A 12890-nucleotide genomic window follows, 5' to 3' on the forward strand; every position below is an offset into this window, starting at 1 on the left:
GCCATCGCGCGCTGTCCCGGCCGTTTGCGCGGGTGCTGCCTGGCCTGGACACGGGACGGACGATAATCGATGACCATGCCGACGCGTCGCTATGACCTGCTGCTGTTTGATTTTGATGGCACCCTGGCCGATTCGGCTGTGCTGTTTGATCTGTTGCTGCCGGCACTGGCGCAGCAGCGTGGCGTGCCACAGCCCGCGCAGGGCTGGCACGCGTTGCGCGCGATGGACAGCCGGGCGATGTTGCGGGCACTGAAAATCCGCTGGTGGCAGATTCCCTCGGTGACCCGGCAGATGCGGCTGGCGATGGCCCAACACCTGCACCGGGTGCAGCTGTATCCGGGCTGGTCGGCGGTGCTTGAGCAGCTGCATGCGCAAGGGGTGCAGATGGTCGTGGTCAGCTCCAACAGCCCATCCACGGTGGAAAAAGTCCTTGGCCCGGCGCTGGGGTTGTTCGCTGCGGTGCATTGCCGCGCGCCGTTCCTGGGAAAACGCGCGATATTCAAACGGGTGGTGCGCCAGGCGGGTGTGGCCCAGGGGCGGGTGTTGTCGATTGGCGATGAAGGCCGCGATGCCGACGCCAGCCATGCCTGCGGGATCGACTTTGTCGGTGTGGCCTGGGGGCTGGCGCATGCCCAGGTGCTGCAGCCGCTCAGTGACTGGCCGTTGCTGCAGCAGCCGCAGGACCTGGCGGGCTTGTTGGCCAGCGCCGATCAGCGTGCATAAGCCGGCCAGACCGGGGCAACCGCGGTTGATCAGCACTGCCCGCTCAGCCGCCGGCACGGTTGGCCGCTGTGTGGACAGCCGGGTGAATACAGTCAGTATTGACGCCGGCGATCACACATTTACCTGATATTTTCCGGCCACTTGCTGGTAGTCTGTGGATCGGAAAAAAACAGCGAGAGGGGCTTATGGAAGCCAAAACCACTGGAAAGGTCCAGTGCACCAAGTGCCAGACTGTCTACGAACCGGTGATCAAAGTCCTGGAACGTGTTTGTCCGGAATGCCTGTCGATGAAGACGGTTCCTGTGGAGCAAGCCGACAGCAGCACCCATGCCACAGCCTGAGGCTGGAGCACGATGAAAAGAAGGCCAGGCATTGCCTGGCCTTTGTTTATCCGGACGGCTGGCGGGATTATTCGCCCTGGTATTGTTTTTCTTCCACCAGCGTCGAGCCGGCCAGCTGGTTGATGTGGTTTTTCACCGTCACCCGCTGGCCATTGGTCTGGTAGACGCCACGCGCCAGCTGGATGAAGGCATCGTCGAAGGTCTGCGCGGCCTCGCACTCGCGCAGGGCATCCTGGATTTCCCACATCCGCAGGTTGATCGCCTTGAGCTGCTGCTTGAGCTCATGCAGTTGCGGTGCCCGCTGTACCTGGGAGGCCAGCAGCGGTTGCAGGCCTTCCAGCTCGGTACGCACATTGGCCAGCTTGCCGGCATCGTCGATGCGCTCGGCCTTGATCTCCAGGATGGTGATCTTGTCGATGAGTTCGCCAATCGAAACCGGGGTAAGGATGGTATCCATGCAAAAAAGCCGTAATGCGGTAGTCAGGCTGGATGATAGCGCGCGCCCGCTGACCCTGGCCCGGCAGCGGACCGGGCCTGGCGGCTTGAACGCGCCGGATCAGTCGCGCAGGCGCGCGGTCAGGCCCTTGAGGAAGTTGCGCAGCGCCTGGTCGCCGGCCTCGCGGTAGTTCTTGTGCCCGGGGTCACGGAACAGCGCCGACAGTTCGGGCTTGGACAGCGGCAGGCCGGCATCTTCAAAAATGGCATGCATGTCATCGTCCTTCAGGTTGAAGGCCACCCGCAGCTTTTTCAGCACCAGGTTGTTGGAGGACTGCTTCTCGAACGGACGGCGGCTGCCATCCGGGCTGGGGCCGCGCCGCAGCAGGATCAGGCCGTCCAGGAAACGCACCAGCGCCGCATCCGGGCAGGCCACGAACAGCGGGTGTTCTTCCTCGCGCAGCCAGTCATTGACGATGGCCTCGTCCACGGCAAAGGCCGGATCCACCGCCTGGATGATCTCGACCACCTTGCCGTTGGACAGGTCGAACATGTAACGGAGGCTGCGCAGTACGTCGTTGTTGATCATTGCTGGGTCCTTCTGCCGTGGGGCAATCGCCGGGCATTGTACGCGTCGCGGTTGCCGGGCCGGGTAGAATGCGCGGCCGCAGTTGGCGTGGTTTCAGCGCCGGCGCGCGGGTCTTGGGCGAGGATTACCGATGAGTTTGCGCGCTACCCTGCACCTTCTGCTGCATGCCGCCATTCCGGCGTTGCTGGCACTGCTGTTCTGGCGGCCGCAGGCCGTGCGGGCGTGGATGTGGATGATGGCGGCCTTCGTGATCGACCTGGACCACCTGCTGGCCGACCCGATCTATGCCCCGGACCGCTGTTCGATCGGTTTCCACCCGCTGCATACCGCGCCGGCGATGCTGGCCTATGCCGGGCTGGCCGCCTGGCCGCGCACGCGCTGGTTCGGCTTCGGCCTGGTGCTGCATGTGCTGCTTGATGGCCTGGACTGCGTGCTGATGCGCTGAGCGCTCAGTCCAGCCGGGCAAAGCCATAGAGTTCGCTCAGGCGGTGGCTGCGGCCTTCGATGGCTGCGCGCAGCAACTCGGCGCCGGTCATCGAATAGGTGATGCCGTTGCCGCCATAGGCCATCGCGAACAGCACCCGCGGCCCCCATTGCCGGTGGGCACCAAAGAACGGCAGGCCATCGGCGGTTTCGGCAAAGGTGCCGGCCCAGCTGAATGTGGTCTGCATCGGCAGTGACGGCAACAGCCGCTGCACTTTCTTCAGCAGCTTTTGCGCCTTGCGCTGCACCCGCGCATCGCGCCGGGCCGGGATGTCCAGCGCATCATCCTCCCCGCCAATCAGCAGCCGGTTGTCGCCGGTGCTGCGCATGTACAGGTACGGGCGTGCGGTCTCCCAGAGCATGGTGTGGCGCAGGAAACCGAGCTGATCGGGGTCAATCGGGTCGGTGACCATCGCGTAGCTGCTGCGGTTCCTGGCGACCGGCTGCTGCAGCCACTGCTGTGCCTGGTAGCCGGTGGCCAGCACCACCTGGTTGCAGGTGATGCGTGCGCCGTTGCTGGTGGTCACCTCCATCCCCTGCCCATGCGGGCGCAACTGGCTGGCGCAGGTGCGGTCATAAATGCCGACGCCGGCGCTGGCCAGGCGCGAAAACAGCCGGTAGGTCAGCCGGTAGGGGTCCACGCGCGCGGCCTTGGCGCTGAGGATCGCCCCCGGCGCTGCAAACCCGTAGCGCTGCAGGATCTCGTCGGGCTCCAGCCATTGCTGCTGGATCCGGTAGCGCTGGCGCAGCGCATATTCCTCGCGCAAGTGGCGGCCGTCGCGCCGGCTGCTGGCGTAGTACAGGCTGGCCAGGGGCTGGAAATCGACCTCGCCCAGTGGTTGGCACAGCACGTTGATCTGGTCGATGGCCCGGGCACAGGCCAGGTAGGCGGCGGCCGCATTGTCCTGGCCGTACTGCCTGGCCAGCTCGACCATCGGGGTATCGATCTCGAACTGCAGCATCGCGGTGCTGGCCGCCGTGGAGCCCCAGCCGATATCGCGCTGCTCGATAACCACCACCTCATGGCCGCCATTGCGGGCCAGCTCGTCGGCAATCAGCGCCCCGGTAATGCCGCCACCGATGACCAGCACCTCGCAACGCAGGTCCTGCTGCAGTTGGGGAAACGCCTGGATCAGGCCATTCTTTATGGCCCAGAACGGATAGCCACTTTTCAGGTCCATGGGCAGGGCAGGTTGTTGAGCGGGCTGGCAGTGTGCGTGGCTGGCTGTGTTGCCGTTGTCATCGCCGTCGGCACCGGCACCGGCGCGGGCATACCGCCCCGGCCCAGGCTGCATCCAGCCGAGCGTTCTCAACGTATGAGACAGGTCGGTGCCACGGTGCAGGGCTATGGAATTGATGCAGAAACTGGCCGTGCTGGCCGATGCGGCCAAATACGATGCCTCGTGTTCCTCCAGTGGCGGTGCCCGGCGTGATTCGCGTGCCGGCAAGGGCGTGGGCAGCACCGAGGGCATGGGCATCTGCCATTCCTACACGCCCGATGGCCGCTGCATCTCGCTGCTGAAGATCCTGCTGACCAACTTCTGCGTGTTCGACTGCGCCTACTGCGTCAACCGGGTCAGCTCCAATGTGCGCCGGGCCCGTTTCAGCACCGCCGAAGTGGTGCAGCTGACCCTGGATTTCTACAAGCGCAATTACATCGAGGGCCTGTTCCTGTCCAGCGGCATCATCCGCAATGGCGACTACACGATGGAGCAGCTGGTGGAGGTGGCGCGGTCCTTGCGCGAGGACCACCACTTCGCCGGTTACATCCACCTCAAGACCATCCCCGAGGCCAGCCCGGAGCTGATCGAGAAGGCCGGCCGCTATGCCGACCGCCTGAGCATCAATGTCGAGCTGCCGACCGAGGAAGGGCTCAAGGCACTGGCGCCGGACAAGCAGGTGGCTGACATCCGCGGCGCGATGGATACCGTGCATGCCGGGATCGTCCGCAACCGTGCCGAGCGCCGTGAGCAGGCCGGCCAGCCGTTGCGCCGGGCCCGGCCGCCGCGTTTTGCCCCGGCCGGGCAGAGCACGCAGATGATTGTCGGCGCCGACAGTGCCAACGATGGCGCCATCCTGCGCACCTCCAGCGCGTTGTATGGCAGTTACCAGATGCGCCGGGTGTACTACTCGGCGTTTTCCCCCATTCCCGATGCCTCGGCCCGGCTGCCGGCACGCTCGCCACCGCTGCAGCGCGAGAACCGGCTCTACCAGGCCGACTGGCTGCTGCGCTTCTACGAATTCGATGTCGAGGAAATCGTTGCCACCAGCGATGGCAACGGCATGCTCGAGCTGGACATCGACCCCAAGCTGGCCTGGGCGCTGCGCAACCCGGCGTATTTCCCGGTGGACCTGAACACTGCTGAGCGCACGATGCTGCTGCGGGTGCCGGGGCTGGGTGTGCGCAATGTGGAGAAGATCATTGCCGCACGCCGGCATGGCCGCATGCGCCTGGATGAGCTCAGCCGCCTGCGCGCGCCGTTGGCCAAGATGCTGCCCTTCATCAGCGTGGTTGACCACCACCCGCGCCAGCGCCTGGATGACCCGGCGCGGCTGCGTGCGGAGCTGGCCCCGGCCCCGCGCCAGGGGGACCTGTTCGGATGAGCTGGCAGGCGCAGGTCGACCCGAGCTGGAGCCTGGAGAGCTGGCGTGCGTTGGCCCGCCAGGCCTGGGAGGCACAACTGGCCCCGGAACAGGTGAACTGGGAACAGCCGCAGCAGGGCAGCCTGCTGCCGGCCACCGCGGTCAGCCAGGCCACGCCGCTGCGCAGCGGCTTGAGCGTGCCGGCCACGTTCATGGACCTGGCCGGGCGGGGGCTCTGCCACCGCGATCCGGGCCGGCATGCCCTGCTGTACCGGCTGCTCTGGCGGATCGGCCAGGGGGAGCGTGGCCTGCTGCAGCGGGCACTGGATGCCGATGTGCACCGGCTGCGCGGGCTGGAGAAATCGGTCGGCCGAGACCTGCACAAGATGAAGGCCTTCGTGCGTTTCCGCCCGGTGCCTGGCCAGGACAACACCTATGCCGCCTGGTTCGAGCCGGAGCACTTCATCGTCGACCGGGTGGCGCCGTTTTTCCTGCGCCGTTTTGCCGGCATGCGCTGGTCGATCCATACCCCTTACCGCAGCGTGGTCTGGGATGGCCAGGCACTGTGGTGGGGCGATGGCGGTGACCGTGAGGCGGTGCCGGAAGAGGATGCCGGGGAAAAACTCTGGCAGGCCTATTACGCCAACACCTTCAACCCGGCACGTCTGAACACCCGGATGATGCGCCAGGAAATGCCGCAGAAGTACTGGCACCTGCTGCCGGAGCTGGTACGCACGGCCGGCAGCCGGGTGCAGGCCATGGCCGAGCGTCAGGCGCAGGCGCCGCGCCGGAAGATTCCGGCGCGGCAGCGGGCAGTGCGTACGGTGCCGGAGCGGGAGTGATCCCTCAGGCCGTGGCGCGGCCGGTGTGCGGGGTATGGATCAACCCGGCAAGGTCGTAGCCCTGTGCCTGTGCGCAGGCCAGATAGTGGTTGCGCGTGGCCTCGTCCAGGTGCGGATGGCGGGCCAGCAGCCACAGGTACTTGCGGTCCGGGCTGCCGACCAGGCTGACGCTGTAGGCATCGTCCAGCTTCAGCACCCAGTAGTCGCCCTTGGTGAAGGGAATCCAGCGCAGGCCGGCCGGCAGGAAGGTCACTTCCAGCTTGCTGTTGCTCTCATCCACCGGCCTGGCCTGGCCGATCGACTCTTCCACCTCGCCGTCCAGCCGCATGTGGTTCTGCACCCGGATGGCGCCCTGCTCATCCAGCGAGTAGGTCGCGGTGATGTCAGTGGCGTTGGCCGGTTCATGGCGCATCGGCAGGCGCGCGATTTCAAACCAGCGGCCCAGATACCGCGTCAGGTCCAGGTGGCTGATGGTGATCGGGTCGACACGCTCGGTCATTGGATCTTCCTTTTTCGGCGGGACGCAAAGGTATAGACAGCGCGGTGTTAATCAGCGGTGGCGACGATGTGTTTTCAGACCATGCAGCTGGCCTGAGTAGACTGCAACAACGCTCAGGGCAAGGTGGTAGGTGCGACAACCCCGGCCCTGGCGTGTGTCTGTCAACGAGAACGCGGCATGCCTTCCTCTTCCTTCCCCGACCCGGCCAGCAGCGCCACGCCAGCGGCCTGGCGCCAGTTCGGACACAACCTGTTGCGGCTGGGACCGTTGCCGCCCGGGCGCTGGCTGTTCTCGCTGCGCGCCGGTTTCTGTGTGGCCGCGCCGGTGGTGGTCGGCCTTGCCGCCGGCGACCTGCATGCCGGGATGATGGCCGCCATCGGCGGGCTCACCGGGCTGTATGGCAGTGGCCGTCCGTACGCCAGCCGCGCGCTGGAGCTGGCGCTGGTGGCGCTGGCATTCGGCTTGGCGGTGGCGCTGGGCGACTGGGTCGGACAGGCCTGGCCACTGGCCGTGGTGCCGGTGGTGGCGGTGATTGCGATGCTGGCGACCTGGCTGTGCAATGCGCTGCGCGTCGGTCCACCGGGCGCTTATCTGTTCATGCTGGCCTGTGCCGCCGGCAGTGCGATGCCGGTGGCGGATTTTTCGCCGTTGCAGGTGGGGCTGCTGGTGACCGGCGGCGGTGCCCTGGCCTGGCTGGCGCACATGCTCGGCGCGCTGTGGGCCTTCCGTGGCCCGGAGCGGGCAGCGGTGCAGGCGGCCGGTGCCGCGGTGCAGGCGTGGCTGGAGCAGCACGATACCGCCGCCGGCCACGCTGCCCGGCAACGTGCCGCGTTGGCCCTGCATGAAGCCTGGCAGGCACTGGTCAATTTCCAGCCACGGCGGACCTCGCCCGGTGGCCCACTGGCACAGCTGCGCGGGCTCAACCGGCAATGGCACCAGTTGTTTGCCGATGTGCTGGCCGGGCGCCTGGAGGTTGCCCAGGCCAGGCAGCAGGCGCAGCACCTGCAGGCCAACCTGGTGGCCCCCGAGCCGCTGGTGCCTGCGTGGCCGGCCGAGAGCCTGCCGCTGGGAAGACCAGGCACCCTGGCCACCCTGGTCGAAGCCCTGCGTCCGGGATCACAGTCGCGCCTGGTCATCGCGCGGGTCGGCGTGGCTGCGGTGCTGGCAGGCGCGATTGCCGCGTTCTTTGGACTGGAACGCGCCTACTGGGCTGTCGCCGCGGCGGTGCTGATGCTGCATACCGGCATGGACTGGGCCCGCACCGTGCAGCGCAGTGTCGAGCGGCTGCTCGGTACCTGGGGCGGTCTGCTGCTGACCGGTGTGCTGCTGTGGTGGCAGCCCCAGGGGCTGTGGCTGGCGGCGGTGATCTTCGTGCTGCAGTTCAGCGTGGAAATGCTGGTGTTGCGCAACTACCTGCTGGCGGCATTGTTGATTACCGCCACCGGCATGCTGCTGGCGGCCGGTGGCCATGTGCCGGCCGACCCGGCCGGATACCTGTTGGCGCGCGGGGTGGACACCCTGCTCGGCTGTGTCGTGGCGCTGGTGGTCTTCAGGCTGATGCCTGCGCGCCAGGCGGCCAGGCAGATCGACCATGAACTGGCGCAGATGCTGCAGGCCCTGATCGGTTTGAACAGCCACCTGGCCTGGGCGGAGTTGACCAGTACCCGTGCCCGCCAGCTGCGCGCGCAGGTCAGTCATCGCCGGTTTGCGCTGGCCCAGGCCTGGGAACAGGCGCAGGCCGGCGATGCCGCGGCACGTGCGCACGCCGACCTGCGCTGGGCCACGGTCGCCGCGGTGCAGGAGCTGACCTATCGCATGCTGGCCATGGGCTGGGTGCTGGAACAGCAGGCCCCGGATGCGGCGCGGGCGATGGCCGGCACCCTGTATGGCAACCGTGGCGTGACCCGGGTCCAGGCCGCGTTGCGGCAGCTCCAGGCCGGGCTGGAACATCCCACCGGGCAACACCTGCCCGCGGGCCTGCCGGCGTTCATTGCACCGGCACTGCAGCGTGTCTGGCACAGCCTGCCGGCGCCCGCAGCGCGTCCCCCGGCGGCTACCCGCAGCGGCTGACTTATAGTGGTGGCCGTGTGCGCTGCTGGCGCTGGCCGATCCCGATTCCGTATGCCCGTTACCCACCTGCTACGCATTTTCCTGTTGTGTCTTGCGCTGAGCGGCCTGGCTGCCGCCCCCGCCTTCGCCACCGCCGGCTCGCCCCAGGCGGTGGCCGCCGATGCGCGTGGCCAGCTGCAGCAGGTCAGCCAGCAGCTGCAGCAGATCCGCCGCTCGGTGGGCGACATCGAATCGCGCGAAACCCTGGGGGCCCTGAGCGAACGGGCCCTGCAGGCTCAACGCCAGGCCGACCTGGCCGTGCGCATGCTCGGCCCCGAGCGCGAAAGCCTGGAGGCGCGCATTGCCCAGCTCGGCGAACTGGCCGATGGCGACCGCGAGGGCAATGCGGTGGCCAGCCAGCGCAAGGCCCTCGGTGCCCAGCAGCTGTTGCTGGATGACCTGATCAAGCAGGGCAACCTGTTGTCGGTGGAGGCCCGGCAGCTGGCCGACGCGATCGAGAAGGAGCGGGTGCAACGCCTGGGGCGGCAGCTGTCGCGTCGTGTAGCCTCGCCGTTGTCGCCCACCCTGTGGCGCGAGGTGATCCACCAGGTCCCCGGTGACTGGCGGCACTTCGGCGTGCTGCTGCGCCAGCAGCACGCGGCGCTGCAGACCGCGCTCGCCCGGCATGGCGGGTGGCCACCGCTGCTGGCCCTGGGCGTGGCGCTGCTGCTGTTTTTCCCGTTGCGGCTGTGGCTGCGCCGCTGGGGGCGTCGTTTTGCCGCCTCCGGGCGTGCGCCCGCCGGCCGCCTGCGGCGCACCGGCCTGGCGGTGTGGCTGTTGCTGGTGGGCACGCTGCTGCCGGGGGTGGCGGTGCTGGTGCTGGTCAATGGCCTGAAGGCCATCGATGCGATCGCGCCGCGCCTGGTCCAGGTGGCCGATGCGATGGTGCAGGCCACCTTCTTTGCCGCCTTCATTGCCGCGCTCAGTGCCTGCCTGCTGGTGCCCAAGCGGCCGTCCTGGCGGCTGCTGGCGCTGGATGACCTGGCCGCCAGCCGGATGCGCAAGTACGCCTGGATGGCCGCCGGGCTGATGTGGGTGACCCTGGTCGGGCAGACCCTGAACCGTGCCGCGCGCACCAGTGAAATCACCGGCGTCGCCCTGGATGGGCTGCTGGCGCTGTGCTACATCGCCCTGATCATGGCCATGCTGCTGTCACTGACCCGCCTGTACCGGCGCCAGCAGCTTGACGATGCCCAGGCCGCTGCTGACAGCGCAGCGGCCCGCCGCCGTGGCGGCTGGGCCGTGCTGGTGCGGGTGTTTGGCCATCTGACCGTGATGGCGGCGTTGCTGGCCACGCTGCTGGGCTGGATCAACCTGGCGATGTTCGCCGCCCAGCAGATGATCTGGCTCGGGGTCATCGGCATGGCCCTGCTGCTGTTGCTGAAATTTGCCGATGACCTGTGCCTGCGCGTGTTTGCCACCGACAGCCGCAGCGGCCAGGCGATCATGCTGGCGACCGGTCTGGGCAGCGCCAAGCTCGAACAGGGCGGGGTGCTGGCCTCGGCGCTGGTACGGCTGTGCCTGGTACTGCTGGCGGTGGGGGCCATCGCCCTGCCCCAGGGCAACAGCGCGGTGATGTGGGGCTGGCTGGATACCCTGCGCAATGGCATCACCATCGGTGAAACCGTGCTGCGGCCGTGGGCCCTGGTGCGCGCGCTGCTGGTGCTGGTGGTCGGGCTGGGGATCATCCAGCTGCTGCAGCGCTGGCTGGTGGAGACCTACCTGCCGAAGACGGCGATGGATGCCGGCGGCCGCAATTCGGTCAGCACGGTGGCCCGTTACCTGGGCCTGGCGATCGTCGCGCTGTGGACCCTGGCCGCGCTCGGGTTGGGTTTTGAACGGCTGGCACTGGTGGTCAGTGCGCTGTCGGTGGGCATTGGTTTTGGTCTGCAGGCCATCACCCAGAACTTTGTCTCCGGTCTGATCCTGCTGGCCGAACGGCCGGTGAAGATTGGCGACTGGGTACGCATCGGCGACCAGGAAGGCGATGTGCGGCGGATCAGCGTGCGCTCCACCGAGATCGAGTCCGGCGACAAATCGACCCTGATCGTGCCCAACTCCGAGCTGATCACCAAGACGATCCGCAACATGACCCTGGCCAACCCGCAGGGGCGGGTGCAGATCAAGTTCCAGGTGCCGTTGTCCACCGATGTGGCGCGGTTGCGCCAGGTGCTGCTGGACCTGTATGCCGCCCACCCGGGGGTGCAGGAGTCACCGCCACCGGCGTTCTATATCGACGGCATCGAGGGCGGGATGATCACCATCAACAGCCATGGCCACGTCGGCAGCCCGCGCAATGTCTATGCGGTGCGTTCAGAGCTGCTGTTTGAGCTGCTGGTGGCGCTGCAGGCCGCCGGCATCGCGCTGGCGACACCGGCCGACGTGCATCTGGTCAGCGACAGCCGCTGACTGCCGCTGCAGGCCTGCGTCGCGGCCCGCAGCGCCACCGGTGTGGTTGCATGGTTGCGCGGCGGCTCAGCGCAGGCCGCGTTCTTCGCGTTCGGCGGCCTGGGTGCGGTGGTCAAACAGCAGCGAGCTGAGGATCAGCCCCAGCGCGATGATCACCGCAATCAGCAGCAGCACCAGCGCCACCACCGGGTAACCGAACAGGGTCCAGCCACTTTCAATCCGCATCAGCATCGCTGCCGACAACAGCAGGGCCGAGCTGATCAGGCCGGCGGCCACGCGGTTGGCGACCTTCTGGATGTTTTCCATCAGCCGCGATTCCTCCAGCCCGGTGACCTTCATCTGCAGGCGGTTTTCGGCCAGCAGGCCGAGGATCTCGCTGATCCGGCGTGGCCCCAGCCGCGCCAGCTGCTGCAGCTCCATCATCTCGCTGGCGACGTTGGCACGGGAGAAGGTTTTTTTCAGCCGTGCGCGCAGTACCGACTGCAGCTGGCGCTCGACGATGGCGCGCACGTCCAGGGCCGGGGCCAGGCTGTGGCAGACGTTTTCCAGGTTCAGCAGGGCCTTGCCGAGCACGCTCAGTTCCGGTGGCGTGCGCAGGCCACAATCGGTGGCAATGCGTACGATTTCCAGCACCACCTGGCCTTCGCTGATGCTGCGCGAGGCGGCATAGCGGGCAATCATCTGCCCGGTTTCGCGCAGGTAGCGCTCCTCCTGGTAGTCCTCCAGCCGGGTGGAGATGGCGATGATGTCATCGGCCACTTCCTCGCCGCGGCCATCGACAGCAGCCAGCAGTAGCTTGAGCAGGCGCTCGCGCAGGCGCGGCGGCACATGCGCGACCATGCCGAGGTCGAAAATGGCCAGCCGGTTGTCGCTGGTCACGCGCAGGTTGCCCGGATGCGGGTCGGCATGGATCTCGCCATGGACGAAAATCTGGTCCAGGTAGCCACGTACCAGCGCCGCGGCCAGCGGATCCATGCTCTGTTCGGTGCGGCGCACCTCCGGGATGGCATCCACCCGCACGCCCTGCACCAGCTCCAGGGTCAGCACCCGCTTGCTGCTCAGGTCCAGCAGCGGCTGCGGCACCCACAGCGCCGGGTACGGTGCCAGATGGTTGCCAAAGCGCTGCAGGTTGCCGGCTTCGGTCTCGTAATCCAGTTCCATCTGCAGGGTGCGTGCGAATTCGGCCAGCCAGTCACTCAGGCGCACGCGGCGGCCGACCCGGGTGAAGCGGTCGGCCGCGGCGGCAAAACTGCGCAGCACGCGCAGGTCCGAATGCAGCTGGGCAGCGACCTCGGGCTTTTGGACTTTCACCGCCACTTCGCGGCCGTCACGCAGCACCGCACGGTGGACCTGGGCAATGGAGGCACAGCCCAGCGGCTGCGGATCAAAGCTGGAAAACAGCTTGCCGATCGGCGCGCCCAGTTCGGCCTCGATCACCTGCTGGATGTCTTGCACCGGTACCGGCGCGACTTTTTCCTGCATCCGTTCCAGTGCCGCCAGGTAGTCCGGCCGGATCATGTCAGGGCGGGTGGAAAGCAGTTGCCCGAGTTTGACAAACGTCACCCCCAGCGCTTCCAGATCGCTGACGAACCGGGCCGGGCTGTCGGCCTCGGTACTGGCCGGCGGCACCACCAGGCCGGGATCGTGCTGGAAACCGGAAAACACACCGCAATGGCGGTAACGCAGCAGCAGCTGCAGGATCTGCCGACGGCGCAGCATGCCGTCGATGGGGGCGGGTGGGGCGGCGGTCGGCAAGGGCAAGGCCATGCTCCGGAGGACGGGGGTGGCGCGCAGTGTTGCCAGCGGCCGGTCGGCGTCGGGTGAATGTGCATGTCAAAACATGAATCAATCGGCACAATGGCTGCTTCCTACCCAGC

At 67.3% G+C, this 12890-nt stretch carries 10 protein-coding genes and 1 pseudogene; 6 read left to right on the forward strand and 5 right to left on the reverse strand.

What is annotated here, in order from left to right:
• Positions 1-69 precede the first annotated feature (69 nt).
• Entirely contained in the window at positions 70-723 is a 654-nt protein-coding gene (locus tag ABB25_RS10180; RefSeq protein WP_083488250.1) for an HAD hydrolase-like protein, read from the forward strand.
• A gap of 408 nt (positions 724-1131) precedes the next feature.
• Here ABB25_RS10180 and ABB25_RS10185 read toward each other — a convergent pair whose 3' ends face one another.
• Both ABB25_RS10185 and ABB25_RS10190 read right to left on the reverse strand, forming a co-directional pair.
• Entirely contained in the window at positions 1132-1521 is a 390-nt protein-coding gene (locus ABB25_RS10185) for a DUF6165 family protein (protein ID WP_057666447.1), read from the reverse strand.
• 99 nt (positions 1522-1620) lie between these two features.
• A complete protein-coding gene (locus tag ABB25_RS10190) occupies positions 1621-2088 on the reverse strand; it encodes a YehS family protein (RefSeq protein WP_057666449.1) in 468 nt (155 codons plus the stop codon).
• Positions 2089-2218: 130 nt separating this feature from the next.
• Here ABB25_RS10190 and ABB25_RS10195 point away from each other — a divergent pair, with 130 nt between their 5' ends.
• The gene (locus tag ABB25_RS10195) at positions 2219-2533 is read left to right on the forward strand and encodes a DUF6122 family protein (RefSeq protein ID WP_057666452.1); all 315 of its coding nucleotides are present in this window, start codon (positions 2219-2221) and stop codon (positions 2531-2533) included.
• Between the two features lie 4 nt (positions 2534-2537).
• On the opposite strand, the gene ABB25_RS10200 is transcribed toward ABB25_RS10195, so the two are convergent.
• Positions 2538-3752, reverse strand: coding sequence for an NAD(P)/FAD-dependent oxidoreductase (locus ABB25_RS10200; RefSeq protein WP_057666454.1), 1215 nt, complete (start codon positions 3750-3752; stop codon positions 2538-2540).
• 166 nt (positions 3753-3918) lie between these two features.
• On the opposite strand from ABB25_RS10200, the gene ABB25_RS10205 reads away from it, so the two are divergent.
• Together ABB25_RS10205 and ABB25_RS10210 are read left to right on the forward strand one after the other, a co-directional pair.
• The gene (locus ABB25_RS10205; protein WP_057666456.1) at positions 3919-5175 is read left to right on the forward strand and encodes a putative DNA modification/repair radical SAM protein; all 1257 of its coding nucleotides are present in this window, start codon (positions 3919-3921) and stop codon (positions 5173-5175) included.
• A pseudogene (locus ABB25_RS10210) lies at positions 5172-5987 on the forward strand (TIGR03915 family putative DNA repair protein); the annotation flags it as partial. The gene ABB25_RS10205 and the pseudogene ABB25_RS10210, both read left to right, overlap by 4 nt.
• Before the next feature lie 13 nt (positions 5988-6000).
• On the opposite strand, the gene ABB25_RS10215 reads toward ABB25_RS10210, so the two are convergent.
• Positions 6001-6495, reverse strand: coding sequence for a lipocalin family protein (locus ABB25_RS10215; RefSeq protein ID WP_057666461.1), 495 nt, complete (start codon positions 6493-6495; stop codon positions 6001-6003).
• 177 nt (positions 6496-6672) lie between these two features.
• On the opposite strand from ABB25_RS10215, the gene ABB25_RS10220 reads away from it, so the two are divergent.
• Both ABB25_RS10220 and ABB25_RS10225 read left to right on the forward strand, forming a co-directional pair.
• On the forward strand, positions 6673-8565 hold the full coding sequence (locus tag ABB25_RS10220) for an FUSC family protein (protein ID WP_057666463.1): 1893 nt from the start codon (positions 6673-6675) through the stop codon (positions 8563-8565).
• A 51-nt stretch (positions 8566-8616) separates the two neighbouring features.
• On the forward strand, positions 8617-11013 hold the full coding sequence (locus ABB25_RS10225) for a DUF3772 domain-containing protein (protein ID WP_057666465.1): 2397 nt from the start codon (positions 8617-8619) through the stop codon (positions 11011-11013).
• 66 nt (positions 11014-11079) lie between these two features.
• Here the strand turns inward: ABB25_RS10225 and ABB25_RS10230 are convergent, their stop codons facing one another.
• Positions 11080-12780 carry an ABC1 kinase family protein gene (locus ABB25_RS10230; protein ID WP_057666467.1) on the reverse strand — a complete coding sequence of 567 codons (1701 nt, stop codon included), beginning with the start codon at positions 12778-12780 and terminating at the stop codon, positions 11080-11082.
• Positions 12781-12890: the final 110 nt, after the last annotated feature.

It is taken from the genome of Stenotrophomonas koreensis, assembly GCF_001431525.1.
GTDB classification, from domain to species: domain Bacteria; phylum Pseudomonadota; class Gammaproteobacteria; order Xanthomonadales; family Xanthomonadaceae; genus Stenotrophomonas; species Stenotrophomonas koreensis.